Origin of the sequence: Enterobacter cloacae complex sp. IR5450 (genome assembly GCF_049238665.1) — a bacterium.
In the GTDB taxonomy this organism is placed as follows: Bacteria; Pseudomonadota; Gammaproteobacteria; order Enterobacterales; family Enterobacteriaceae; genus Enterobacter; species Enterobacter hormaechei_C.
Map to the genome: position 1 here is coordinate 1 of NZ_JBMKIC010000001.1, position 26,343 is coordinate 26,343.

25 protein-coding genes and 1 rRNA gene are annotated in these 26,343 nt (G+C 54.0%); 8 read left to right on the plus strand and 18 right to left on the minus strand.

Annotation, left to right across the window (positions count from 1 at the left end; translation table 11 throughout):
* A 16S ribosomal RNA gene (locus tag ACOTYB_RS00005) occupies positions 1 to 159 on the minus strand; the annotation flags it as partial.
* Between the two features lie 366 nt (positions 160 to 525).
* Positions 526 to 1,092, minus strand: coding sequence for a D-glycero-beta-D-manno-heptose 1,7-bisphosphate 7-phosphatase (gene gmhB / locus ACOTYB_RS00010; protein WP_032608554.1), 567 nt, complete (start codon positions 1,090 to 1,092; stop codon positions 526 to 528).
* A gap of 188 nt (positions 1,093 to 1,280) precedes the next feature.
* Here gmhB and metN point away from each other — a divergent pair, with 188 nt between their 5' ends.
* From metN to proS, 6 genes are all read left to right on the plus strand, one after another.
* Positions 1,281 to 2,312, plus strand: a complete 1,032-nt coding sequence (metN, locus tag ACOTYB_RS00015; protein WP_220153590.1) for a methionine ABC transporter ATP-binding protein MetN — start codon at positions 1,281 to 1,283, stop codon at positions 2,310 to 2,312.
* Positions 2,305 to 2,958, plus strand: a complete 654-nt coding sequence (locus tag ACOTYB_RS00020) for a methionine ABC transporter permease MetI (protein WP_003856130.1) — start codon at positions 2,305 to 2,307, stop codon at positions 2,956 to 2,958. Before metN ends, ACOTYB_RS00020 begins: the two co-directional genes overlap by 8 nt.
* 40 nt (positions 2,959 to 2,998) lie before the next feature.
* A complete protein-coding gene (gene metQ, locus ACOTYB_RS00025; protein ID WP_421765729.1) occupies positions 2,999 to 3,814 on the plus strand; it encodes a methionine ABC transporter substrate-binding lipoprotein MetQ in 816 nt (271 codons plus the stop codon).
* A gap of 106 nt (positions 3,815 to 3,920) precedes the next feature.
* The gene (rcsF, locus tag ACOTYB_RS00030; RefSeq protein WP_421765730.1) at positions 3,921 to 4,325 is read left to right on the plus strand and encodes an Rcs stress response system protein RcsF; all 405 of its coding nucleotides are present in this window, start codon (positions 3,921 to 3,923) and stop codon (positions 4,323 to 4,325) included.
* Positions 4,322 to 5,029, plus strand: coding sequence for a tRNA (N6-threonylcarbamoyladenosine(37)-N6)-methyltransferase TrmO (gene tsaA / locus ACOTYB_RS00035; protein ID WP_003856135.1), 708 nt, complete (start codon positions 4,322 to 4,324; stop codon positions 5,027 to 5,029). The genes rcsF and tsaA overlap by 4 nt, the downstream gene beginning before the upstream one ends.
* Before the next feature lie 112 nt (positions 5,030 to 5,141).
* Positions 5,142 to 6,860 (plus strand): proline--tRNA ligase, encoded by a 1,719-nt coding sequence (gene proS / locus ACOTYB_RS00040; RefSeq protein WP_003856138.1) that lies wholly within the window; start codon positions 5,142 to 5,144, stop codon positions 6,858 to 6,860.
* A gap of 44 nt (positions 6,861 to 6,904) precedes the next feature.
* On the opposite strand, the gene nlpE is transcribed toward proS, so the two are convergent.
* The 3 genes from nlpE to ACOTYB_RS00055 are packed head-to-tail and all read right to left on the minus strand — an operon-like array spanning position 6,905 to position 8,601.
* Positions 6,905 to 7,603: an envelope stress response activation lipoprotein NlpE gene (gene nlpE / locus ACOTYB_RS00045; protein WP_017383734.1), complete on the minus strand. Its 699-nt coding sequence runs from the start codon at positions 7,601 to 7,603 to the stop codon at positions 6,905 to 6,907.
* A gap of 39 nt (positions 7,604 to 7,642) precedes the next feature.
* Entirely contained in the window at positions 7,643 to 8,059 is a 417-nt protein-coding gene (gene arfB, locus ACOTYB_RS00050; protein WP_003856142.1) for an alternative ribosome rescue aminoacyl-tRNA hydrolase ArfB, read from the minus strand.
* Complete coding sequence (locus tag ACOTYB_RS00055) at positions 8,056 to 8,601, minus strand: YaeQ family protein (RefSeq protein WP_003856144.1); 546 nt, start codon at positions 8,599 to 8,601, stop codon at positions 8,056 to 8,058. The genes arfB and ACOTYB_RS00055 overlap by 4 nt, the downstream gene beginning before the upstream one ends.
* Before the next feature lie 195 nt (positions 8,602 to 8,796).
* On the opposite strand from ACOTYB_RS00055, the gene ACOTYB_RS00060 reads away from it, so the two are divergent.
* Positions 8,797 to 8,997, plus strand: coding sequence for a YaeP family protein (locus ACOTYB_RS00060; protein WP_003856146.1), 201 nt, complete (start codon positions 8,797 to 8,799; stop codon positions 8,995 to 8,997).
* Entirely contained in the window at positions 8,984 to 9,244 is a 261-nt protein-coding gene (gene rof, locus ACOTYB_RS00065) for a Rho-binding antiterminator (protein ID WP_003856148.1), read from the plus strand. Before ACOTYB_RS00060 ends, rof begins: the two co-directional genes overlap by 14 nt.
* A 26-nt stretch (positions 9,245 to 9,270) precedes the next feature.
* On the opposite strand, the gene tilS is transcribed toward rof, so the two are convergent.
* From tilS to rseP, 13 genes are all read right to left on the minus strand, one after another.
* The gene (tilS, locus tag ACOTYB_RS00070; protein ID WP_220153589.1) at positions 9,271 to 10,557 is read right to left on the minus strand and encodes a tRNA lysidine(34) synthetase TilS; all 1,287 of its coding nucleotides are present in this window, start codon (positions 10,555 to 10,557) and stop codon (positions 9,271 to 9,273) included.
* A 58-nt stretch (positions 10,558 to 10,615) separates the two neighbouring features.
* On the minus strand, positions 10,616 to 11,005 hold the full coding sequence (locus ACOTYB_RS00075) for a VOC family protein (protein WP_003856151.1): 390 nt from the start codon (positions 11,003 to 11,005) through the stop codon (positions 10,616 to 10,618).
* Between the two features lie 66 nt (positions 11,006 to 11,071).
* On the minus strand, positions 11,072 to 13,204 hold the full coding sequence (locus tag ACOTYB_RS00080; protein ID WP_409248726.1) for a lysine decarboxylase LdcC: 2,133 nt from the start codon (positions 13,202 to 13,204) through the stop codon (positions 11,072 to 11,074).
* Between the two features lie 100 nt (positions 13,205 to 13,304).
* Positions 13,305 to 14,264, minus strand: a complete 960-nt coding sequence (gene accA / locus ACOTYB_RS00085) for an acetyl-CoA carboxylase carboxyl transferase subunit alpha (protein WP_003856154.1) — start codon at positions 14,262 to 14,264, stop codon at positions 13,305 to 13,307.
* A 12-nt stretch (positions 14,265 to 14,276) separates the two neighbouring features.
* On the minus strand, positions 14,277 to 17,759 hold the full coding sequence (gene dnaE / locus ACOTYB_RS00090; RefSeq protein WP_003856156.1) for a DNA polymerase III subunit alpha: 3,483 nt from the start codon (positions 17,757 to 17,759) through the stop codon (positions 14,277 to 14,279).
* Between the two features lie 38 nt (positions 17,760 to 17,797).
* Positions 17,798 to 18,394 (minus strand): ribonuclease HII, encoded by a 597-nt coding sequence (gene rnhB, locus ACOTYB_RS00095; RefSeq protein ID WP_003856158.1) that lies wholly within the window; start codon positions 18,392 to 18,394, stop codon positions 17,798 to 17,800.
* Positions 18,391 to 19,539, minus strand: coding sequence for a lipid-A-disaccharide synthase (lpxB, locus tag ACOTYB_RS00100; RefSeq protein ID WP_003856161.1), 1,149 nt, complete (start codon positions 19,537 to 19,539; stop codon positions 18,391 to 18,393). The genes rnhB and lpxB overlap by 4 nt, the downstream gene beginning before the upstream one ends.
* Positions 19,539 to 20,327 (minus strand): acyl-ACP--UDP-N-acetylglucosamine O-acyltransferase, encoded by a 789-nt coding sequence (gene lpxA / locus ACOTYB_RS00105; RefSeq protein WP_003856164.1) that lies wholly within the window; start codon positions 20,325 to 20,327, stop codon positions 19,539 to 19,541. The genes lpxB and lpxA overlap by 1 nt, the downstream gene beginning before the upstream one ends.
* A 3-nt stretch (positions 20,328 to 20,330) precedes the next feature.
* On the minus strand, positions 20,331 to 20,786 hold the full coding sequence (gene fabZ / locus ACOTYB_RS00110) for a 3-hydroxyacyl-ACP dehydratase FabZ (RefSeq protein WP_003856165.1): 456 nt from the start codon (positions 20,784 to 20,786) through the stop codon (positions 20,331 to 20,333).
* Between the two features lie 104 nt (positions 20,787 to 20,890).
* Positions 20,891 to 21,916: a UDP-3-O-(3-hydroxymyristoyl)glucosamine N-acyltransferase gene (lpxD, locus tag ACOTYB_RS00115; RefSeq protein WP_003856168.1), complete on the minus strand. Its 1,026-nt coding sequence runs from the start codon at positions 21,914 to 21,916 to the stop codon at positions 20,891 to 20,893.
* 3 nt (positions 21,917 to 21,919) lie between these two features.
* Complete coding sequence (gene skp / locus ACOTYB_RS00120) at positions 21,920 to 22,414, minus strand: molecular chaperone Skp (protein ID WP_003856169.1); 495 nt, start codon at positions 22,412 to 22,414, stop codon at positions 21,920 to 21,922.
* A 123-nt stretch (positions 22,415 to 22,537) separates the two neighbouring features.
* Complete coding sequence (gene bamA / locus ACOTYB_RS00125) at positions 22,538 to 24,955, minus strand: outer membrane protein assembly factor BamA (RefSeq protein ID WP_003856172.1); 2,418 nt, start codon at positions 24,953 to 24,955, stop codon at positions 22,538 to 22,540.
* Positions 24,956 to 24,986: 31 nt separating this feature from the next.
* Positions 24,987 to 26,339 carry a sigma E protease regulator RseP gene (rseP, locus tag ACOTYB_RS00130; RefSeq protein ID WP_003856174.1) on the minus strand — a complete coding sequence of 451 codons (1,353 nt, stop codon included), beginning with the start codon at positions 26,337 to 26,339 and terminating at the stop codon, positions 24,987 to 24,989.
* Positions 26,340 to 26,343: the final 4 nt, after the last annotated feature.

Sequence of the window (26,343 nt, forward strand, 5' to 3'; positions counted from 1 at the left end):
CCAGTAGTTATCCCCCTCCATCAGGCAGTTTCCCAGACATTACTCACCCGTCCGCCACTCGTCAGCAAAGCAGCAAGCTGCTTTCTGTTACCGTTCGACTTGCATGTGTTAGGCCTGCCGCCAGCGTTCAATCTGAGCCATGATCAAACTCTTCAATTTAAGTTTGATGCTCTTGAATTAAACTTCGTAATGAATTACGTGTTCACTCAGAGACTTGGTATTCATTTTTCGTCCGAGGACGTTAAGAATCCATGTCACTTTGAGTGCCCACACAGATTGTCTGATAAATTGTTAAAGAGCAGTGCAACGCGGCTTTCGCTCACCGTTGCGAGGTGGCGTATGTTACGCTTTCCTCTTTCAGAGTCAACCCTGATTTTAAGGATTTTTTCTCTTCAGCCGACCGGGTTGTTTGTGAAGTGATTCACATCCGCCGTGTCGATGGAGGCGCATTATAGGGAGCCGCCGAGGAATGACAAGCGGAAAAATGCATTTTTATTTCAACCGCTCACCTTTTCGCCAAAACGCCTATTTTTGGTGCTTTTTAATCTCTTTTGGCAGTTCTGCCAGACTAGTTATCACCCAGTCGGCTGCATTTTCTGCTTCTGGGGTGACCGGTTTACCGGTACGCACTAATACTTTGGTACCTACACCTGCCGCCGTTGCTGCCTGCATATCTTCCAGTTTATCGCCCACCATATAAGATGCGGCCATATCAATGTGCAGGAATTCCTTTGCAGAGATAAACATGCCCGGGTGTGGCTTACGGCAATCGCAGGTCTGACGATACGCCTCTACACTTCCCTGCGGGTGATGCGGACAATAATAGATGCCATCAAGATCGACGCCGCGATCGGCCAGAGACCAGTCCATCCATTCCGTCAGCGTCTCGAACTGCGCTTCGGTAAATTTACCCCGGGCGATACCGGACTGGTTAGTTACCACCACCAGCGCATAGCCCATCTCTTTCAACTGGCGCATGGCATCTATTACGCCCTCGATAAATTCGAACTCATCAATCTCATGGACGTAACCGTGATCCACATTAATAGTGCCGTCACGATCGAGAAAAATTGCGGGTACAGATTTTGCCACCGGTTTGCTCCTGAAAAAGGCTTGTTCGGCTAGTATCTCATGAATCGCAGCGCAATAAAGTGCTCATCGCAAAGAGGTGGATTGATTTAGACGTCTGGATGCCTTAACATCCATTTTGTTTACGGTCATTCCCCGTATCTGGCAGAAGAAAATGCCACGGCTAACTTACTTACGATAAAAATAATCTAATGATTAAACTTTCCAATATCACCAAAGTGTTCCAGCAGGGGAACCGAACCATTCAGGCGCTGAACAACGTCAGCCTGCATGTGCCTGCTGGTCAGATTTATGGCGTCATTGGCGCATCGGGTGCAGGTAAAAGTACGCTGATCCGTTGTGTTAACCTGCTTGAGCGCCCAACCCAGGGCAGCGTAGAAGTTGGCGGCCAGGAGCTTACCGCTCTCTCAGAAAAAGAACTCACCAAAGCGCGTCGCCAGATTGGCATGATTTTCCAGCACTTTAACCTGCTGGCCTCACGCACCGTTTTCGGTAACGTTGCGTTACCCCTGGAGCTTGATAACACACCAAAAGAAGAAATTACGCGTCGCGTCACCGAACTGCTCGATCTGGTTGGTCTGGGTGATAAACATGACAGCTACCCGGCAAATCTGTCCGGCGGGCAAAAACAGCGAGTAGCAATCGCTCGCGCGCTGGCAAGCAACCCAAAAGTGCTGCTGTGCGATGAAGCCACCAGCGCATTAGATCCGGCTACCACGCGCTCTATTCTGGAACTGTTAAAAGACATTAACCGTCGTCTGGGCCTGACTATCCTCCTTATTACACATGAAATGGATGTAGTGAAACGTATCTGCGACTGTGTAGCAGTCATCAGCAACGGTGAGCTGATTGAGCAGGACACGGTGAGCGAAGTCTTCTCGCACCCGAAAACGCCGCTGGCTCAGCAGTTCATTCTGTCCACACTGCATCTTGATATTCCGGAAGATTATCTGGAACGTTTAAAAACAGACGCAACGCCTGACAGCGTCCCGATGCTGCGCATGGAGTTCACGGGCCAGTCCGTTGACGCACCGCTGCTGTCCGAAACCGCGCGTCGCTTTAACGTGAATAACAACATTATTAGCGCGCAGATGGACTACGCCGGTGGCGTGAAGTTCGGCATTATGCTGACGGAAATGCACGGCACACAGGAAGAAACCCAGGCGGCAATTGCCTGGCTGCAAGAACATCACGTAAAAGTAGAGGTACTGGGTTATGTCTGAGCCGATGATGTGGCTACTGGTTCGCGGCGTTTGGGAAACGCTGGCAATGACCTTCGTATCGGGCTTCTTTGGTTTTGTGATTGGGCTGCCGGTCGGCGTGTTGCTGTACGTCACGCGCCCGGGTCAAATTATTGAAAACGCGAAGCTGTATCGCACGCTCTCTGCGCTGGTGAACATTTTCCGGTCTATTCCGTTCATTATTCTGCTGGTGTGGATGATTCCGTTTACTCGCGTGATCGTCGGGACGTCGATTGGTTTGCAGGCGGCAATTGTCCCGCTGACAGTAGGCGCGGCACCGTTTATCGCCCGTATGGTGGAAAACGCCCTGCTGGAAATCCCAACAGGCCTGATTGAAGCTTCCCGCGCGATGGGTGCAACACCAATGCAGATCGTGCGCAAAGTACTGCTGCCTGAAGCGCTGCCAGGGCTGGTGAACGCGGCGACCATTACGCTTATCACGCTTGTCGGTTATTCCGCGATGGGCGGTGCCGTAGGTGCAGGCGGTTTAGGCCAGATTGGCTATCAGTACGGCTATATTGGCTATAACGCTACCGTAATGAATACCGTTCTGGTATTGCTGGTTGTGCTGGTTTACTTAATTCAATTCTCTGGCGATCGTATCGTCCGGGCTGTTACGCATAAATAACGTTACAAACAACACAAACTCGACGAGTTAAGGATATAACATGGCGTTTAAATTTAAGACCTTCGCAGCAGTAGGCGCACTGATTGGCTCGCTGGCACTGGTGGGTTGCGGTCAGGACGAAAAAGATCCAAACCACATCAAAGTAGGCGTTATCGTCGGTGCAGAACAGCAGGTTGCTGAGGCCGCGCAGAAAATCGCTAAAGAGAAATATGGCCTGGACGTTGAACTGGTGACCTTCAACGATTACGTTCTGCCGAACGAAGCGCTGAGCAAAGGCGACATTGACGCTAACGCCTTCCAGCATAAACCGTACCTGGATCAGCAGATCAAAGATCGCGGCTACAAACTGGTTGCTGTCGGTAACACCTTCGTTTACCCGATTGCCGGCTACTCCAAGAAAATTAAATCTCTGGATGAACTCCAGCCGGGTTCACAGGTTGCCGTCCCTAACGACCCAACCAACCTTGGCCGTTCCCTGCTTCTGCTACAGAAAGTGGGCCTGATTAAACTGAAAGACGGCGTTGGCCTGTTACCGACCGTTCTGGACGTAACCGAAAACCCGAAAAATCTGAAAATTGTTGAGCTGGAAGCACCACAGCTGCCACGTTCTCTGGACGATGCGCAGATCGCCCTGGCCGTGATCAACACCACTTACGCCAGCCAGATCGGCCTGACCCCAGCGAAAGATGGCATCTTCGTTGAACATAAAGATTCCCCGTACGTCAACCTGATCGTGACTCGCGAAGACAACAAAGACGCGGAGAATGTGAAGAAATTCATACAGGCATATCAGTCTGAAGAAGTGTACCAGGAAGCCAATAAGGTGTTTAACGGCGGCGCGGTTAAAGGCTGGTAATCTCCCGGCAGTGTAATATCATCAAGACGGGCATTTGCCCGTCTTGTCATTTGTGCGGTCAACTGCTTCAATATCTGACGTTTTGATTATCCACTGAGGAATTATTATGCATGCTTTACCGATCTGTCTTTTAGCACTGATGCTGAGCGGCTGTTCTATGCTAAGCAGATCTCCTGTTGAACCTGTTCAAAGCACTGCAACCCCGCCAAAAGCGGAGCCAGCAAAACCGAAAGCGCCTCGCGCTGCGCCGGTACGTATTATTACCAAAGCCGACGAGCTGGTCGGTAAGCCATTCCGTGAACTGGGCGAAGTGAGCGGCGAATCCTGCCAGGCAACGAATCAGGACTCTCCACCCAATATTCCGACAGCCCGCAAGCGTATGCAAATCAACGCGTCGAAAATGAAAGCCAACGCGGTGTTGCTGCACAGCTGTGAAGTCACCAGCGGCACACCAGGTTGCTATCGTCAGGCGGTATGTATCGGTTCTGCGCTTAACATTACGGCGAAATGAGTTCATTTCAGTTCGAGCAGATAGGCGTTATCCGCTCCCCTTATAAAGAAAAGTTCGCCGTGCCGCGTCAGCCGGGTCTGGTCATTCACGGCGGCGGCGAGCTTCATCTTGTCGCGCCGTATAACCAGGCCGATGCAGTGCGCGGGCTTGAGGCGTTCAGCCATTTATGGGTGGTCTTTGTGTTTCACCAGACCATGGAAGGCGGCTGGCGTCCCACTGTGCGTCCTCCTCGTCTGGGCGGAAATGCCAGAATGGGGGTCTTTGCCACCCGCTCAACCTTTCGTCCCAACCCCATCGGAATGTCGCTGGTCGAGCTGAAAGGCATACGTTGTCAGAGAGATCAGGTGATCCTGGAGTTAGGTAGCCTTGACCTGGTTGATGGCACACCGGTCATAGATATTAAGCCTTACCTGCCCTTCGCCGAAGCGCTGCCGGATGCCCGGGCAAGCTATGCTCAGGACGCACCGCAGGCAGATATGCCGGTTCACTTCACGTCTGAAATAACGACGCAAATCAGCGAGCTGGAAAAGCGTTATCCACGTCTGCGTGACTTTATCGTTGAAGTGCTGGCGCAGGACCCCCGTCCCGCCTACCGCAAAGAAGAGGAAGCCGGGAAAACGTACGCCGTCTGGCTGCTGGACTTTAACGTGCGCTGGCGCGTGACTGCGGCGGGTTTTGAAGTGTTTGCCCTGGAACCCAGGTAATTTTGTTATCCTCTCTTTTGGCATCTTTGCCACACTGGTAAACTAAACCACTTTTTTTGTGTCAGGCTGGTGTTTCAGCCTGTTCCAATCGTCGAAATGGAACCGTAACAACATGCGTACTAGCCAATATCTGCTCTCCACTCTGAAGGAGACACCTGCCGACGCCGAGGTGATCAGCCACCAGCTGATGCTGCGCGCCGGGATGATCCGCAAGCTGGCCTCCGGGTTATACACCTGGCTGCCGACCGGCGTGCGCGTCCTGAAAAAAGTCGAAAACATCGTGCGTGAAGAGATGAACAACGCCGGTGCTATCGAGGTGTTAATGCCGGTCGTTCAGCCCTCTGAACTGTGGCAGGAGAGCGGTCGCTGGGAGCAGTACGGTCCTGAACTGCTGCGTATTGCCGATCGTGGCGATCGTCCATTCGTCCTCGGCCCAACGCATGAAGAAGTGATCACCGATCTGATCCGTAACGAGCTGAGCTCTTACAAACAGCTGCCGCTGAACTTCTTCCAGATCCAGACCAAGTTCCGTGACGAAGTGCGTCCACGCTTTGGCGTCATGCGTTCTCGCGAGTTCCTGATGAAAGATGCTTACTCTTTCCATACTTCTCAGGAATCGCTGCAAGAGACCTACGACAAAATGTACGCGGCCTACAGTAAAATCTTCTCCCGCATGGGGCTGGATTTCCGTGCTGTACAGGCTGATACCGGTTCAATCGGCGGTAGCGCCTCCCATGAATTCCAGGTTCTGGCGCAGAGCGGCGAAGACGATGTGATCTTCTCTGACTCCTCTGATTACGCCGCGAACATCGAATTTGCAGAAGCGCTGGCACCAAAAGAACCACGCGGCGCGGCAACGCAAGAGATGACGCTGGTTGATACGCCAAACGCGAAAACCATCGCCGAGCTGGTTGAGCAGTTTACTCTGCCGATCGAAAAAACCGTGAAAACCCTGCTGGTGAAATCGGCTGAAGGTAGCGCTTATCCACTGGTTGCCCTGCTGGTACGAGGCGATCACGAGCTGAACGAAGTGAAAGCCGAGAAGCTGCCGCAGGTTGCCAGCCCGCTGACCTTCGCAACGGAAGCGGAGATCCGCGCCGTGGTGAATGCAGGTCCTGGTTCTCTGGGCCCGGTGAACATGCCTGTTCCGGTGGTCATTGACCGCACCGTTGCGGCGATGAGCGACTTCGCTGCGGGCGCAAACATCGACGGTAAACACTACTTCGGCATCAACTGGGATCGGGACGTGGCGACGCCGGAAGTGGCTGACATCCGTAACGTGGTCGCAGGCGATCCAAGCCCAGACGGCAAGGGTACCCTGATGATCAAACGCGGTATCGAAGTAGGCCACATCTTCCAGCTGGGCGATAAGTACTCACGCGCAATGAACGCTGCCGTTCAGGGCGAAGATGGTCGTAACCAGGTTCTGACCATGGGCTGCTACGGCATTGGCGTAACGCGCGTTGTTGCTGCCGCTATCGAGCAGAACTATGACGAACGCGGAATCGTCTGGCCGGATAACATCGCGCCGTTCCAGGTAGCGATCCTGCCAATGAACATGCACAAGTCTTACCGCGTGCAGGAGCTGGCTGAGAAACTCTACGCTGAGCTGAGCGCGAAAGGTATCGACGTGCTGATGGATGACCGTAAAGAGCGTCCTGGCGTGATGTTTGCTGACATGGAACTGATCGGTATTCCACATACCATCGTCATTGGCGACCGTAACCTCGACAGTGACGAGATTGAATACAAGTACCGTCGCAACGGCGAAAAACAGATGATCAAGACGGGCGATATTCTTGATTACCTGGTGAAAGCCATCAAAGGTTAAGAAACAAAAAACCCCGCCAGTGCGGGGTTTTTAATGGCTATATCTTATTTGCTTTCGCAGTCTTTCCCCGCAGCAAACTTCGCGTCTTTATCAGCCACCAGCGTTTTCACCAGCTCGCCGCTATCCGGGTTTGGCTCCAGCGTAAAATGCCCTTCAACCGTCAGCAACACTGGCTTACTGTCGTTGCCGCGCGCGACGGCATAGTCTCGCTCCAGCTGGGCATTGTTCGCCACGCTGACTTTCTTCCCGGTTGCACAGTCAGTGAAGATCGCCGCATCCGCCATGTAGAAATACATTCCTCGCATCGCCATTGGGGTGGCTGGCAGGGTCGCTTTCACCGGGGCCAACGTGTAGTTGAACTGGGATTCAATCGGATTGCCTTCGCGATCGAGCATCTCCATCCCCTCGCCTTTGGCGCGGAAGAAGGTTTTATCGCCCGTGGTATCCGTCAATACCAGCTTCTCAGCCGTACGCGCCCATGTTCCGTAAGATGCAAAAGAAGACGGTTCTTTCGCCCCCTGGTAACGCTGGTTCATGACCCAGGTGCCATCTTTTTGCAGGAACAGAGAGGTTTCGATGCCCTCGCAATCTGCACACGGTAATACGCCGCGCCAGCTTTGCTGCATCGGCTTTAATTCTTCATTTTGCGTTGGCTGTAGTACCTGCGTTTCCGAACGGTTATTACAGCCAAAAAGCGCAAACAGGCTTGTCACGGCCAGCGCTGATAATAATGCTTTTTTCACAATACTTTCCTTATGAAAAAGGGTATCCCTTTCGTCACATTATGGGTGACGGACTTTGCCACGCAGTGATTTTACGGTGGATTTCTGCGCCTTCGATGACAACCGACGTTCTTTCGATGCCCGCGTTGGACGTGTTGCCCGGCGACTTTTTTGTACAGCCGTCAGCTCTTTGATGACCGCGACCAGCCGGGCAATTGCCGCTTCCCGGTTAAGCTCCTGGCTGCGATACTCCTGCGCTTTAATCACTATCACACCCTCGCTGGTGATCAGGTGATGGCTGGCGGCAAGCAGGCTTTCTTTATAATACTCTGGCAGGCTGGAGGCCCGAATGTCAAAGCGCAAATGGATAGCCGTTGAGGCCTTGTTAACGTGCTGCCCCCCTGCGCCCTGGGCCCGGATAGCGGTGATCTCCAGCTCGTTATCAGGGATGCTGACATTTCGGGACAATACAATCATGATGCGGGCTGCCAGGCCGTGAGATGAATTTCCAGATTATTCTGAGAATCGGAAAGCCAGATGGCACCGTCCTGAATTGTTGCCTGTAGCGCCATCGTCCGGCTGGCGAACGCACTCAGCTGCGCCAGCTGTTCATCATCCAGATACCAGACGGTAAGATTTTTGAACTGCGCACATTTATTTTTATTTTGTTGCCACCAGATCTCCGCCGCGCGCTGGTTGTAGGCAAACAACGCCACTTCAGCAGACTGGGTGCAGGCCTTTTTGATCCGGCGTTCATCCGGCAGGCCAAGCTCAATCCATAAATCGATACCCAGATGATCGTTGCGCAGCCAGGCTTCCGGTTCATCTTCCGCGCTTAAACCACGGGTAAATTGCAGACGCTCGTCGGCATACTTAATCCACGCCAGCAGGCGCAGCATCATGCGCTCCTGGGTTTCAGAAGGGTGACGCGCCAGCGTCAATGACGCATCCAGAAACTGGTTACGGTCAAGATCCGCCACATTGACCACAGCTTTATAAATAGTCGCTTTCAGCGCCATGAGAGAACTCCTTTCGAATCAGGCGTACATTGTAGCGAAAACCGCGGCAAAAGGCTGTTACGAGGTGGTGGCTCACTCTTATCAAGGCGCTGATATTGCTTAAATGAGTATGGTATAGTCACCTTGCTAAACCGAGTTTAACTTCGTAGGCTTAATGATATCTCACAGTAAGTCAGTACGCTGGCAGGAGGTGATGTGAATAATTATTGTGAGTTGATTCGCAGACGGTATGCGGAGATCGCCAGCGGAGATCTGGGGTACATTCCGGATGCGTTGGGCTGTGTATTGAACGTGCTAAATGAAGTGGCCTCTGATGAGAGCCTTTCTGAATCGGTCAGGGAAAAAGCAGCGTATGCTGCGGCGAATTTACTGGTGAGCGATTATGTCGATGAATGATACCTATCAACCCATCAATTGTGATGACTATGACAACCTCGAACTCGCCTGCCAGCATCATTTAATACTGACGCTGGAGCTAAAAGATGGCGAAGTGCTAAAGGCAAAGGCCAGCGATCTGGTTTCCCGTAAAAATGTGGAATACCTGGTTGTGGAAGATGCAGGTGCAACGCGTGAGCTACGCCTCGACAAAATTGCCAGTTTCAGCCATCCGGAAATCGGCACCGTCGTGGTGAGCGAATCCTGATAACCAACGGGCAGCCAGGCTGCCCGTTACGCTTTCCATTCAAAATTAACACCCGCTTCAGCCCACCCCTCTTCAGTGATGAACACCCCTGCCGCCGCGATGAGCGTGTCGCCGTAAAACAGAAGCGGCGTGGTATCACGTCGCCAGGGCGGAACGTTCTGTTCCTGCCAGATTTTCTTCAGCTTACGCCCGCCGTTACGACCGACGATATGCAGCATGCCGCTGGCCCTGAAGCGTATGGTAACGTTCTCGTCCGGCTCAGGTAGACGCACATTGCCCGAATGACTTAACGCAACGACACCGGCATTCATCGGTAGCGTTAATGCTTTTTCCGGCGACGGCCAGTCGAGCACAACGTCAGCCAGCGACGGCACAGATTTTACCCACCAGAGTTGCCCTTTATAACGCCTGACGTCATAACCATTCAGGTGTATACACGGTGCGGCATCTTCCCTCGCCTGTGCAACTTCCTCCCAGATACGGTTGAGCATCGCCCTGGACGGCATAACCGCACGGTGGTAAGCCAGCCAGCGGCGAATCAGAGCAGCCCGACGCACGGGGCTCATCACCTTCAACGGCGCAACGTTCAGGGCACCGTCAGCGGTAATCAGTATATTCAGCTCCCCGCTCAGCAACTCATCCAGCAAGCTTTCCTGTTCAGCACACAGCATGGCGCTTCTGGCCGCCGCTTCGGAAAAATGCGCCCAGCGCTCACTCAGCAGCGGTAAGACGCGCAGGCGCAGGAAGTTACGGTCGTAACTGTCGTCCTGATTGCTGTCGTCTTCAATCCAGCACAGATGATGCTGCTGCGCCCAGGCTTCCAGTGATGCGCGCGTCTCACCCAGCAGCGGGCGGATGAGCTCTGTTTCAGCAAAATCAGCGCGCTCAGGCATGGCGGATAAACCCGCAGGCCCGCTGCCCCGCTTGAGCGCCAGTAAAAACGTCTCGCACTGGTCGTCCAGATGCTGCGCGGTGACCAACGCTTCTCCAGGCTGTAATGCGCCAGAAAACGCGGCGTAGCGGGCTTTCCGCGCCTGCGCCTCAATACCCAGCCCCTCATCCTCAAGCGTGACGCGTTCAACGATCAGCGGGATCTCCCACCCTGAGCACACCGCTTCGCAGTGCGCCACCCAGTCTTCGGCATGGGGGCTTAAGCCGTGATGGATATGCATCGCCCGCAGCTGGACGTCAGGCTCACGGTCGCGCCAGAGCTTAAGGCGGTGCAGCAAAACGGTGGAATCCAGGCCACCGCTGAACCCCACCAGCAGCTGGCGGTAGGGTGAAACGGCGTGCGCGATAGCGGGTAAGGTCATAGGAAATTACACATAAAAAATGCCCGAACTGAACGGGCATTATCACACATGACGGCGATTACTGCTGATAAAGCTCCAGCGGCAGGCCGTCCGGATCGTTGAAAAAAGTGAAACGTTTATCGGTAAAGGGATCGACACGAATCGCTTCGCAGGCCACGCCGTGGGCTTCCAGATGTTTTACCGCGCTGTCCAGGTCATCGACACTGAAGGCCAGGTGGCGCAGGCCGCAGGCTTCCGGGCGTGAAGGACGCGCTGGCGGGAAAGGAAAAGAGAACAGCTCAATCACATATTGACCGTTTAACGCCAGATCGCCTTTCCAGGAGTCGCGCTCCTCACGGTAGGCCTCGCTCAACAGCGTAAAGCCGAGAACGTCGCAGTAGAATGCCTTACTTTTCGCATAATCGGTGGCAATGATCGCAATATGATGAACCGCTTTTAAACCCAGCATAGTTTCTCCTTTTTATGATGCCCTGAACGTTACAACCGACAACCCGCCCCTGGCAAGCGGCCCCTTTTATTTTAGGACTCTCACCCAGTACACGCCGTTATCATCGCGTTTCGCGCCATGAATATCCGTTTCAAAGCCAGGATAGTGGCGCCCCACCGAACAGAGCATCAGCAGGAAATCGAGCACCGCCCGGCTCTCCTCGGTGATCATTTCACCCGGCATCAGCAGCGGCACGCCCGGCGGATAAGGCAGGATCATGTTGGCCGATACCCGCCCGACCAGGTTCTCCAGTTCAACGGTTTCAACCTCCCCTTTCACCTGGCGCTGCCACGCCCTGTGCGGCGTCAGCTTCATTTCAGGCAGAACATCAAATGCTTGCAACATCAGGCGCGGCAGATCGTGCTGGCGGATCAGCCTGTGAATCCCCTGGGCCAGATCCTGAATACGCATATTGCGGTAGAAGTCAGGATCTTCCGCGTAGAGATCCGGCAGCATGTTCTTCACCCGCAGGTTCAGATCGTATGCGCGCTTAAACTCCATCAGTCCCCTGAGCAGCCCCATCGCGCGGGTTTTATCGATCCCGATGCTGAACAGGAACAGCAGATTATAGGGGCCGGTTTTCTCCACCACCACGCCGCGCTCATCAAGGAACTTCGCCACCAGCGCTGCCGGGATCCCTTCCTCACCCATCACACCCTGCTCATCCATGCCCGGCGTCAGGATTATCACCTTAACCGGATCGAGGAACATGTGGTCCGCATCAGCATCCCGAAAACCGTGCCAGCTCTCCCCCGGCGCGACGGGCCAGCATTCTGCCTCATCAATCTCTTCCGGCTGCCAGATATCAAAGAACCAGCCGTCCGCTTCATCTTTAAGTCGCTGAACCTCTTTTCGGAAATGCAACGCCCGCTCCACCGAACGATTGATCAGGCGTTTACCCGGATTACCGCGCAGCATCGCTGCCGCCGTTTCGATGGACGCCACCAGCGGGTAGCTTGGCGACGTGGTCGTGTGCATCATGAAAGCTTCGTTGAAGGTGTCCTCGTCGTACTCACCCTTGATGTGAATGAGAGACGCCTGGGAAAACGCGGCCAGCATTTTGTGCGTCGACTGCGTTTCGAAGAACACCTTGCCCGGCACCCGCTCGCCGCTCATCCCACTTTTACCCGAGTAAATCGGGTGGAAATTAGTGTAAGGCACCCACGCGGAGTCAAAGTGAATCGACGGCACGTCCAGCGTCTGCTTGATCCAGTTCGTGTTGTAAAGCAGCCCGTCATAGGTGGAGTTGGTGATCACCGCATGCACAGGCCAGCTTGCCTCGGGGATAGCCGCGATCTTATTCTCAATGGCTTCATGCGCGAACTCACGGCGAGGAATGCCGCCGAGAATACCCAGCGCATTACGCGTAGGCGACAGCCAGAGCGGCACCACATCGCTCATCATCAGCAAATGCGCCAGTGATTTATGGCAGTTTCGGTCAATCAACAGCGTACTGCCGGCAGGCGCGGCATACATCCCGACGATTTTGTTCGAGGTTGAGGTACCGTTGGTCACCATGTAGCTTTGCTCGGCGCCAAAGGTCCGGGCGATGTATTCTTCAGCTTCCAGATGCGGGCCGGTATGATCCAGCAGAGAGCCTAACTCGGTGACCGAAATCGACACGTCCGCCTTCAGCGTGTTACCGCCGAAGAAATCGTAGAACAGGCATCCCACCGGGCTTTTTTGATAGGCCGTTCCCGCCATATGGCCTGGCGTACAGAAGGTGTACTTCCCTTCTTTCACATAGGTGAACAATGCGCGCGTAAACGGCGGTGTGATGTTATCGAGGTATTCACCGGTGTACTGCTGAATGCGGGTCGCAATGTCCTCGGCAACGCCGAGTGAGTATTCGAAGAACCACAGCGCCATACGCATATCGTGCGCACTCACGTCCATGGTCGAGTGAGTGTTGATAAACGCGTACAGCGGAAGATATTCGTTGAGCTTATTGATATCGCTGCACAATTCCATGTCGTATTCGTCCCAGTCGAATATCACGCCACAGATGCGCGGATTGCGTTCGATAAATTTCAGCAGGTCGGCGCTGTTTTGCGGCCAGATCAGCTGGTATCCGCGTGCTTTAAGGGCTTGCTCCAGCTCCTTGATGGGTTCGTCTTTATAAAAGACGCCGTGTGGCCCCATGATGGCAATGATGTTCATGGTTTACCTCCTTGAAAAACATCAGATAAGCATAGTTAAGGTAAACGGCAGGTATAAAAAAAGCCGCAACAATGTGCGGCTTTTAGGATAATTGTGAGGCTTACGCGTAACCGTAGGTCATCAGACGCTGATAACGACGGTTGAGCAGATCTTCTGTGCTCAGCACGTCCAGGTCCGCCAGGTCTGCCAGCAGCTGCGCTTTCAGGGAAGCAGCCATCACTTCCGGCTTACGATGCGCGCCACCCAGCGGTTCAGGGATAACGGTGTCGATCAGCTTCAGCTCTTTCAGACGTGGGGCAATGATGCCCATCGCTTCAGCAGCCAGCGGCGCTTTATCGGCACTTTTCCACAGGATGGAGGCACAGCCTTCCGGAGAGATAACGGAATAGGTACTGTACTGTAGCATATTCACTTTATCGCCCACGCCAATTGCCAGCGCACCGCCGGACCCACCTTCACCGATAACGGTACAGATAACCGGCACTTTCAGGCGAGACATCTCGCGCAGGTTGCGTGCGATGGCTTCAGACTGACCGCGCTCTTCAGCGCCAACACCCGGGTAAGCACCCGGCGTGTCGATGAAGGTGATGATAGGCATATTGAAACGCTCAGCCATCTCCATCAGACGCAGGGCCTTACGGTAGCCTTCTGGTGCTGGCATACCGAAGTTACGACGGATTTTCTCTTTGGTTTCACGGCCTTTCTGATGACCAATGATCATCACCGGACGTCCATCCAGACGCGCGATACCGCCGACGATAGCTTTATCGTCAGCGTATGCGCGGTCGCCTGCCAGTTCGTCAAATTCGTCAAACGCCAGGCGGACATAATCCAGGGTGTACGGACGCTGTGGATGTCGCGCCAGCTGGGCGATCTGCCATGCGCCGAGATCGGCAAAGATTTTGCGCGTCAGTTCTACGCTTTTTTCGCGCAGACGATGCACTTCTTCGTCGATGTTAATATCCAGTTTTTCATCCTGACGGCTCACGGCTGTCAGAGAATCGATTTTCGCTTCCAGCTCTGCAATCGGCTGTTCGAAATCAAGGAAATTCAGACTCATAGTATTCCTGTATTAGTCAAACTCCAGTTCCACCTGCTCCGAACCAATGAGGCCACGGAGATCGTTCAGTAAACGATCGCTCGGAGAGACACGCCACGTTGCACCAAAGCGCAACCGCGCGCGTGCATCCGCCCTCTGATAGTAGAGATGTACTGGAATGGTCCCCGAGCGGTGGGGTTCCAGAGACTGACGGAGTCGGTTTAAAAGCTGGTCATCAATTTGCCTGTCCGTCAGCGAGATAGCAAGCCCGCGAGCATATTTTTCCCGGGCTTCGTCAATGTCCATCACTTCGCGGGCGGTCATTTTAAGCCCCCCGCTGAAGTCATCAAAGCTGACCTGTCCGCTGACGATAAGTATGCGGTCTTTTTCCAGCAATTGCTGGTATTTATCCAGCGCGTCGGTGAACAACATCACCTCCAGACGCCCGGAACGGTCATCCAGGGTACAGATGCCGATACGATTGCCGCGCTTGGTGACCATTACCCTTGCAGCAATCACGAGCCCCGCAGCCGTGGTGATTTTACCACGTTCTGTCGGATGCATGTCTTTAAGCCTGTGGCCGCCGACATAGCGCTCAATTTCTTTAAGATACTGGTTGATCGGGTGCCCCGTCAGGTACAGACCTAACGTTTCCCGCTCTCCATCCAGCACTACCTGTTCTGGCCACGGCTGGCAGTTGGAATAGGACTGCTCGATCTGCTCTGGCTCTTCCGCCAGCACGCCGAACATATCCGCCTGGCCAATGGCTTCCGCTTTCGCATGCTGATCGGCCGCCTTCAGCGCATCGCCGAGCGAGTTCATCAGCGCGGCGCGGTGTGGCCCCAGACGGTCAAACGCGCCGGACATGATCAGTTTTTCCAGCACGCGGCGGTTCAGTTTTTTGGTATCGGTACGGGCGCACAGATCGAACAGCTCACGGAAGTAGCCGCCGTTGTTACGCGCTTCAATGATCGCCTCGATCGGCCCCTCACCCACGCCCTTGATCGCGCCGATCCCATAGACGATTTCCCCGTCATCGTTAACGTGAAAATGATACAGGCCCGAGTTAATATCCGGCGGCAGGATCTTCAGCCCCATGCGCCAGCACTCGTCCACCAGGCCAACCACCTTCTCGGTGTTGTCCATATCGGCAGTCATTACCGCTGCCATAAACTCAGCGGGATAGTGAGCTTTCAGCCACAGCGTCTGATACGAAACCAAAGCATAGGCGGCGGAGTGAGATTTGTTAAATCCGTACCCGGCGAATTTCTCCACCAGGTCGAAGATTTTCATCGCCAGTTCGCCATCGATGCCGTTTTTCTTCGCTCCATCTTCAAAGATGGAGCGCTGCTTGGCCATCTCTTCCGGCTTTTTCTTACCCATCGCACGACGCAGCATGTCTGCGCCGCCAAGGGTATAACCCGAAAGTACCTGGGCGATCTGCATCACCTGTTCCTGATACAGGATGATGCCATAGGTTGGCTCCAGTACCGGTTTCAGGCTTTCATGCTGCCACTGCACGTCCGGGTAGGAAATTTCTTCGCGCCCGTGCTTACGGTCGATAAAGTTATCCACCATCCCCGACTGCAACGGCCCCGGACGGAACAGGGCCACCAGCGCGATCATATCTTCGAAGCAGTCTGGTTGCAGACGCTTAATCAAATCTTTCATGCCGCGGGATTCAAGCTGGAAGACGGCTGTCGTCTCCGAGCGTTGCAGCATGTCGAAACTTTTCTTGTCATCAAGCGGGATAGCCGCGATATCCAGCGGCGGTTCGCCGTTCTTCTCGCGACGGGCGTTGATCATCTCCAGCGCCCAGTTGATGATGGTCAGCGTACGCAGGCCGAGGAAGTCAAACTTCACCAGCCCGGCGTATTCCACGTCGTTCTTGTCGAACTGGGTGACCGGATGCTGGCCCGCTTCATCGCAGTACAGCGGCGCGAAGTCGGTGATTTTGGTCGGGGCGATAACCACGCCCCCCGCATGCTTACCGGCGTTACGCGTGACGCCTTCCAGCTTGCGCGCCATGTCGATCAGCGCTTTCACCTCTTCGTCGGCTTCGTAGATTTCCGGCAGCTGAGGTTCGGCTTCAAAGGCTTTCGCCAGGGTCATGCCCGGATCGGGCGGGACCAGCTTAGAGATACGATCGACAAAACCGTACGGGTGGCCCAGAACGCGGCCCACGTCGCGGATAACCGCTTTCGCCGCCATCGTCCCGAAGGTAATGATCTGTGAAACCGCATCACGACCGTACATATCGGCCACGTGCTCAATCACCTGGTCGCGTTTTTCCATGCAGAAGTCGACGTCAAAGTCGGGCATGGAGACACGTTCCGGGTTGAGGAAACGTTCGAACAGCAGGTCGAATTCCAACGGATCGAGGTCGGTGATTTTCAGTGCGTACGCCACCAGCGAGCCGGCACCGGAACCACGGCCCGGGCCTACCGGCACGCCGTTATCCTTCGACCACTGGATGAACTCCATCACGATCAGGAAGTAGCCAGGGAACCCCATCTGGTTGATCACCTGGAGTTCAATATCCAGGCGCTCGTCATATTCAGGACGCTTCTCTTTACGGACCGCTTCATCCGGGAAAAGGAATTCCAGACGCTCTTCCAGACCCTCTTTCGATTTCATGACCAGGAAATCTTCGGTGGTCATGTCGCCCGTCGGGAACTGCGGCAGGAAGTATTCGCCGAGACGCACGGTGACGTTACAGCGCTTGGCAATCTCTACGCTGTTTTCCAGCGCTTCCGGGATGTCCGAGAAAAGCTCACACATCTCCTCTTCGCTGCGCATGTACTGCTGCGATGAGTAGTTGCGCGGGCGTTTCGGATCGTCGAGGGTGAAGCCGTCGTGGATAGCGACGCGAATTTCATGCGCGTCAAAATCGCCCGCCTCAAGGAAGCGCACATCGTTGGTGGCCACTACAGGCAGGCCACGCGCTTCCGCCAGGGCGACGGCCGCATGCAGATAGCTCTCTTCGTCCGCACGCCCGGTACGGATCAGCTCCAGGTAATAGCGATCCGGGAAATACTCTTCGTAGAACGAGACGCACTGATCCACCAGCGCGTTGTTACCGCGCAGCAGACATTTTCCGACATCCCCCATACGACCACCGGAGATCAGCAGCAAACCTTCGTTCAGCTCTGCCAGCCAGTCGCGGTCAATCCATGGGCCCAGTGCGCCGTAGCCGCGCTGGTAGGCTTTTGAGATCAGCAGAGTGAGGTTCTGATAGCCCGTGTTATTCATGGCTAACACGGAAATTTGCGTCATCTCATCGCCGAGCAGGTCGCTCTGCACATGAAAATCCGCACCGACGATGGGCTTTAATCCTGCGCCATGCGCCGTTCCGTAGAACTTCACCAAGCCACACAGGTTGGTAAAATCGGTGATCGCCAGCGCAGGCATGCCAAGCGAGGCCGCCTTTTTTACCAGCGGCCCGGTCTTTGCCAGCCCATCGATCATGGAGTAGTCGCTATGCACCCGCAGGTGTACGAAACGTGGTTCAGCCATCTTCAAATCCCGCGTTACTTAATTGCTTGCGTCTTGATTCAGGACACCAGTCCCAGCGCGCGTTTCACCGGGCCAAAGCTGCGCCGATGATGTTCAGTTGCGCCATGTTCAGCCAGCTTTTCCAGATGGAAAGCCGTTGGATATCCCTTGTGTTGGGCGAAACCATACGCGGGATAAGTGAGGTCCAGCGCGGCCATTTCAGCATCGCGCGTCACTTTGGCAATGATTGACGCCGCACTGATTTCTGCGACGCGGCTATCGCCTTTAACAACAGCCATGGAAGGCATCGGCAGCGCCGGGCAACGGTTACCGTCGATCAGTACATACTCAGGCACAATCTTCAGGCCCGCAACGGCACGCTGCATCGCCAGCATGGTAGCGTGCAGAATGTTTAGATCGTCAATCTCATGCGGTTCTGCGCGCCCGAGACTCCAGGCCAGCGCTTTCTCTTTAATTTCATCGAACAGCGCTAAACGACGCTTTTCGCTCAGTTTTTTCGAGTCGTTCAGGCCAACGATCGGGCGGGCTGGATCGAGGATCACCGCCGCGGTCACAACGGCACCCACTAACGGGCCACGACCGACTTCATCCACACCGGCAACGAGGTGGGTATGGGGATAAATAAATTCCATCATTGTGCTAACTCCAGCACCGCATCGGCCGCCTGCTCATCAGCATTACAGCGGATCAGTTGATGCAGTTCACGGAAGGTATCATGCATCTGGTGGCTGGTTTTACCGTTGGCCAGCAGCGGCAGCAGCGCATCTGCCAGCGCCTGCGGCTGACATTCATCCTGCAAGAGCTCTTTCACCAGCTCGCGACCCGCAAGCAGGTTTGGCAGAGATACGTAATCTGTTTTTACCAGACGTTTTGCCAGCCAGAAGGTAAACGGCTTCATGCGATAACCGACCACCATTGGGCATTTTGCCAGCATACACTCCAGCGCAGCCGTGCCGGAAGCCAGCAGTGCGGCATCGCTCGCAAACATAGCTTGCCGCCCTTTTCCGTCCAGCAAGCGGACGTGAAGATCCGGGGCGACGTCGGCTTTGATACGCTCAAACTGCTCCCGGCGTTTGGCATTCACCAGCGGCACGACCACTTCAAGATCGGGGTAAGTCTTGCGAAGAATTTGCGCCGTTTTCAGGAAATCGGCACTGAGCATTTCAACTTCCGCACCCCGGCTTCCTGGCAGCAGCGCCAGACAATGCACATCATGCGGGATGCCCAGTTCGTCACGCGCCGCGTTTTTATCCGGATCCAGTGGCATGGCATCCGCCATGGTATGACCGATAAAACGGCACGGGACATTAAATCTGTCGTAAAACGCTTTTTCGAAAGGCAGAAAAGCCAGCACCAGATTGGTGGACCGTCCGATTTTGAAAACGCGTTTCTGTCGCCACGCCCACACGGATGGGCTGACGTAATGGATCGTTTTGATCCCCTGCTTTTTCAGGTTCCCTTCAAGGGTAATATTGAAATCAGGCGCATCAATGCCGACAAATACATCGGGCTTGAGGTCGGTAAAGCGGCGGGTAAGGTCGGCGCGGATATGCAGCAGGCGACGCAAGCGGCCCAGCACCTCGACGATGCCCATCACAGCCAGCTCTTCCATTTCATACCAGGCTTCGCAGCCTTCGGCCTGCATTAGCGGCCCAGCCACGCCCACAAAGCGGGCATTGGGTACACGGGCTTTAAGCGCGCGGATAAGACCTGCACCAAGAATATCGCCGGAGGTTTCTCCGGCGACCAGGGCGATGGTAAGCGGACGACTGTCGACCATTAACGAATCAGACCACGGGTTGAACGTTCAAAGAATTCCATGAACGTTTTCACTTCAGGGTGCTTATTCGCCAGCTCGGCAATTTCCGGCTTAGCCTCTTCCAGCGTTTTACCGCTACGGTACAGCAATTTGTACGCGTTGCGGATCGCGGTAATCGCTTCGCGGCTGAAGCCACGACGCTTGAGACCTTCAATGTTCACGCCAAACGGCGTGGCATGGTTGCCCTGCGCAATCACAAACGGTGGGACGTCCTGCGCCACACCGGAGCATCCGCCGACCATCACGTGTGCACCAATGATGCAGAACTGATGGACTGCGGTCATGCCGCCAATAATGGCGAAATCATCGACCGATACGTGTCCCGCCAGCGTTGCGTTGTTGGCGAGAATACAGCGGCTCCCCACGGTACAGTCGTGCGCAATGTGCGCATTAACCATAAACAGGTTGTCGCTGCCCACCTTCGTCAATCCACCGCCTTGCGTTGTACCACGATGAATGGTGACGCTTTCGCGAATGCGGTTACGATCGCCGATTTCCACGCGGGTCGGTTCGCCAGCATACTTGAGATCCTGGTTAACTTCGCCGATGGAGGCGAACTGATAGATCTCATTGTTGCAGCCAATGGTGGTATGACCATTCACGACAACGTGAGATTTCAGTACTGTACCCTCACCAATTTCGACATGGGGTCCAACAATACAAAACGGGCCGATGTGGACATTGGCACCAATGATGGCACCCGTTTCCACAATGGCGGTAGGATGAATAAAGGCGGATTTATCAATCACGTATCAGGCCTCCCGGCTACGCGCACACATCATTGTCGCTTCGCAAACAACTTTGCCGTCAACCATAGCTACGCCTTTGAAGCGAGTCAGGCCGCGACGCGTTTTTTCAAAAGTGACTTCCATGATCATTTGATCACCAGGCACGACCGGACGCTTGAAGCGCGCTTCATCGATACCCGCGAAGTAATAGAGTTCACCCGGTTCCAGTTTACCTACGCTTTTAAACGCCAGAATACCGGTAGCCTGTGCCATCGCTTCCAGGATCAATACCCCCGGGAAGATAGGCTTACCAGGGAAGTGCCCCTGGAAGAACGGCTCGTTAACGGAGACATTTTTCACTGCGCGCAGAAAACGACCTTCTTCAAAATCCAGCACACGGTCTACCAGTAAAAACGGATAGCGGTGCGGCAGAAGTTCTAAAATCTCTTCAATATGCAGAGTATGAGTGTCAGTAGTCAAAATACTCTTCCTGTCAAATGTACTAAGTAGCAATAATAACACGGCCTGCCGGTTTATAAACAAAGCCGACAGGCCGGGAAATTTAGCGTTAAACGGATGAACGCTTAGTCTTGTTGATCGATTTTGCGCTCAATCGCTTTGAGTCGCTTGCTCATATCATCAATATTCATCACCAGTGCAGCTGTTTTACGCCAGACCTTGTTCGGTTGCAGCGGAATACCGGAGGAATAAACGCCAGGCTCAGTGATTGGACGCATCACCATGCCCATCCCCGTCACCGTGACTTTGTCGCATATTTCCATATGGCCATTGATCACGCTGGCACCGCCAATCATGCAGTAACGGCCAATTTTCAGGCTGCCTGCCATGATAACACCACCCGCAACTGCGGTATTGTCGCCAATCACAACGTTATGTGCAATCTGGCACTGGTTGTCTATGATAACACCGTTACCAATAATGGTGTCGTCAAGCGCACCGCGGTCGATGGTGGTGCAAGCGCCGATCTCCACACGATCGCCGATAATCACGCGACCCAGCTGAGGGATCTTAACCCAGTTACCCCGATCGTTAGCGTAACCAAATCCGTCAGAACCAATCACCGTGCTGGACTGTACGAGACAATTCTCGCCAATCTCAACCTCATGGTAGACAGAGACATTGGCCCACAGACGAGTCCCTGCGCCAATTTTCGTATTTTTTCCAACAAAGCAGCCTGGGCCAATCACCACGTTATCACCCAGCACGACGCCGGATTCGATAACGGCGTTTGCGCCGACTGATACGTTGTTACCCAGCTGAGCCGTCGGATCAATCGCAGCACTGGCTGCAATGTTCTGTGCCGGCTGCGGCGTGGTATCAAGAATTTGGGCCATGCGCGCATAGGTCAGGTAGGGATTTTTCACTACCAGTGCAGCGCTAGTGGCAAACGGAAGATCGTCCTGCGTCAGAACAACGGCAGACGCCTGGCACTGGGCCAGGTGTTCACGGTACTTAGGGCTTACCATGAAGGTAATAGTGCCTGCTTTAGCAGATTGCATGGACGCAACAGCGGTGATGACGATATCGCCATCACCGTGTAATTCTGCATCCAACTGCTGAGCTAAATCAGCCAGTCGAATTGAAGGCATTACTTATTTAACCTGTTTCAGAACATCAGCGGTGATGTCTTTAACATCGCTGCTGTTGAATGCAACGGCGTTCGAATCAACAACCAGATCGATGCTCTGATCGGCTGCGACTGCTTTAACGGCAGACTGAATACGCGTCACCAGTTTGCCACGCTCTTCGTTAGAACGACGCTGACGATCCTGCTCGAAAGCCTGCGCTTTCTGAGAGAAGGTCTGGCGCTGAGACATGACGTCTTTTTCCAGTTTGCTGCGCTCGCTCGCTTTCATGGTAGAACCATCACGCTGAAGACGCTGCATCTTGGACTGAAGATCACCTTCCATACGTTGCAGTTCGCTCGCACGGCCTTTGAATTCGTTTTCCAGCGTTGCAGAAACACCGGTTTTCTGTGCAACCTGCTGGAACAAATTACCCATGTTGACGATTGCAATTTTATCCGCTGCCTGAGCAGAAGTTGCCATCGCTAAACCGAGACCTGCAGCTAATAACCACTTTTTCACAATTAACTCCTTACCATCCCATTGGCACCCGAGGGGTACCGTTCTTTGCGTGGCAAGGCGATCGTTTTACCGATCGCCGGTTGTCAGCGCTACACTGCCAACGCATTCCATTGCAGCGGATTATTACCAGGTTTTACCAATGTTAAACTGGAACTGCTCCGCTTTGTCTCCATCGTATTTCTTAAACGGCTGGGCGTAAGAGAAGACCAACGGCCCCAGCGGTGACATCCATTGTAATGCGATACCTGCGGACATGCGAATGTTGCTCGGATCGCTGTAGTCCGGAACCCCCGCCGCACGCATCTGGGCGGTGTTCTCCCAGTTGGTGTCCCACACTGTACCTGCATCCATAAAGAAGGAGGTGCGGACAGAGTTTGCGTACTTGTCGCTGATAAACGGCGTAGGCGTGATGAACTCGAGGCTCGCCACGGCCATAGCGTTACCACCTACTGCGTCATCAGAGCTACATACTTGCTTAGGATCACGGCTTGCGCAGTTATCTTCGTCATTACCGCCGTAATAAACCGCTTTCGGACCAATGTTATTGGACTGGAAGCCACGCACGGTGCTTGAACCACCGGCGTAGAAGTTTTCATAGAACGGCAGTTCTTTGCTTCCAATACCGTCACCATAACCCCAACGGGTACGACCCAGAACAACCCACTTGTGGTCTTCATCAATTGGGAAGTAGGACGCCGTATCCAGCGTGACCTTGTAGAACTCGTTATCCGAGCCCGGGATAGTCACTTTACCGTTCAGGTTGACACGTGAACCTTCCGTCGGGAAGTAGCCACGGTCAAGACGGTTGTAGGTCCAACCGTAGTTGAAGGTGAAGTCATCCGCGGCGAAACCGTTGTCATCGCTGGACGTACTCGCCGACTGACCGATGGAGTCCAGGTAACGCCACATCGCCACCTGCGGTTGCATGTTGGACAGGTCGTTATGCACGTACCCTAAACCTGCGCGCAGGGTGTTGTATTCGTTAACCGGGAAGCCGAGCGTACCATCCAGACCGTAACTCTTGTTGGTATACGAGGAGAGGTCCGCATCGTCCGCTTTAAAGTCATTATAGAAGATACGACCGCCCAGGCTTACACCGTCAACGGTGAAGTATGGGTTGGTAACAGAGAACTCAGAGTAGGTCTGGTAGTCGTTTTTCGTCCCGTTGATACCGACAGAGTAGCCCGTACCCAGCCAGTTATCCTGCTGAACACCGACCTGGAAGCTCACGCCACTTTCAGTACCGTAACCAATACCGAAGTTGAAGCTACCGGTATTACGTTCTTTAACTTTATAAACAACATCAACCTGATCCGGACGACCTGGTACACGCTGAGTATCGGTATCGACCGTTTCGAAATAGCCCAGACGGTTCAGACGCTCTTTACCCTGGTCTACCAGATCGCTTCCCAGCCATGCCCCTTCCATCTGGCGCATTTCACGGCGCAGAACGGAGTCTTTAGAGGTATCGTTACCTTCGAAGCGGATCTTACGCACATAGAAACGGTTGCCCGCATCAACGTTAACGTGCAGCTTAACGGTTTTATCCGTGTCGTTAATTTCCGGCTGCGTTTGCACACGCGGATACGCATAACCATAACGGCCGAGCAGCTTCTTAATGCTGTCTTCCATTTTGGTGACTTTAGATCCGCTGTACAGATCGCCCGGCTGAATTTTGGTCAGAGATTCAATTTCAGCTGAATGTCCTGCCAGGTTGCCGCTGACTTCAACACCTGAAAGCGTGTACTTATCGCCTTCAGTGATGTTAACGGTAATGTAGATACCTTTCTTGTCCGGAGTCAGACTCACCTGAGTTGAATCGATGTTGAAACGGGCGTAACCGCGATCCAGATAGTAGCTGCGCAGGGTTTCAAGGTCACCCGCCAGTTTCTGTTTCTGGTATTTACGATCGCCCACCACGTTCCACCACGGCACTTCGTCACGCAGCTGGAAGTTGGAGATCAGTTCGTCGGTGCTGAACGCGTGGTTACCCACGATGTTGATCTGCTGGATCTTCGCAGAAACACCTTCCTGGAAGACCAGTTTCAGGTCGACACGGTTACGTGGCAGCGGTGTAACAACCGCTTTAACGCTCGCGCTGTATTTACCGACGCTGTAATAGAAATCTTCCAGACCTTTTTCAATGTCTGCAAGGGTTGTGCGGTCCAGAGATTCCCCCACACGAACACCCGATGCCTCAAGGTTCTGCTTGAGCATGTCATCTTTCACCGACTTGTTGCCGGAGAAAGTGATGCTGGCAATCGTTGGACGTTCTTTTACCTGAACCACCAGCGTATCACCATCGCGCAGGACGCGGACGTCCTCAAAGTTGCCAGTGGCAAACAGAGCACGGATGGTGTTACTGATATCTTCATCATTAACCGTATCGCCGGGGCGCACAGGCATACTGAGGAGGGCCGCACCAACGGCGACACGCTGAAGGCCTTCGAAATGAATATCTTTCACTACGAACCCGTCAGCACCGTATACGGTCGCGCTGCTAAACAGCAGCGACGCTATGAGCAACTTTTTCATCGCCATCGTTATTATGCGTTCTTCCTAACTAACTCTCTTACAACCGAGAGAAATCATTGAAAAGTGCAAGCCCCATTAACAGCACCAGCAAAATCGAGCCAATGCGATAACTAAAGTCTTGAACTCGCTCGGATACCGGTCCGCCTTTTAGCTTTTCAATCGCTAAAAACAGCAAATGGCCCCCATCTAGTACGGGAAGCGGGAACAGGTTGATTATCCCCAGGTTCACGCTAATCAGCGCAAGGAACATGAGATAGTAAATCACCCCGAACTCCGCTGACATCCCAGCCCCCTGAGCAATCGAAATTGGCCCACTGAGGTTGTTCAGTTTCACATCACCGGTTATCAATTTCCCCAACATGTTGACCGTAAGCTTCATCAGCTGCCATGTTTTATCCGTGGCCTCAACGATGGCGCTAAACGGCCCATACTGGCGTATTGTCTTGTACTCATCTGGCAGTGGGATCACTTTCGGCACAACGCCTGCAAACCCTTCCGCCTTACCGCCGCCCGATTTGGTATCCGGAGTAAGGGTCAGTGAGAGCGAACTCCCCTGCCTTTCCACTTCCAGCGCGAGCGGCTTGCCTGGATTATCGCGCACCAGAGTAACAAAGGTCATCCATTGTGTTAATGGCTGACCATCGACTTTAACGATCCTGTCACCCGCTTGTAAACCTGCTTTACTCGCTGCCGATTTGGCCTGTACTTCGGCTAATACCGGCTCGATCTGCGCGCCGCGCGGTCGAATCCCGAGTGCGGCGACAGGGTCCTCTTTGTCTGGCTCAAAGCGCCAGTGGCGTAAATCCAGCACTTTTTCCTGCCGCTGGTCGGAACCAAATGGCGATACGCTGACGGTTGTCTGCTCATCACCAATTTTGGCAACCAGTTGTAACCTCACGGCATCCCAATCAGGGGTTTCGATACCATCAATCGCTTTAAGTTCCATTCCCGGTGTAATTTGCGCCGTTGCCGCAATAGAACCCGTGGTGATTTCGCCCACGACCGGGCGCACGCCAGGCACGCCGATGATAAACACCAGCCAGTAGGCGAAGATAGCGAAGATGAAATTGGCTACCGGGCCGGCAGCGATGATGGCAGCACGTTGTCCAACAGTTTTATTGTTAAACGCGCGATGGCGAAGTTCCGGGGCGACAGGCTCAACGCGTTCGTCGAGCATTTTGACATAGCCGCCCAGGGGAATCAGAGCAATGACAAACTCGGTGCCATGCTTATCGGTGCGCTTCCAGAGCGATTTGCCAAAGCCAATCGAGAATCGCTCCACCCGCACACCACAGCGCCGGGCAACCCAGAAATGGCCAAATTCATGCACGGTAATCAGTACACCCAGTGCAACAATGAACGCCGCCAGATTCCAGAGAATGCTCAGCATAAAA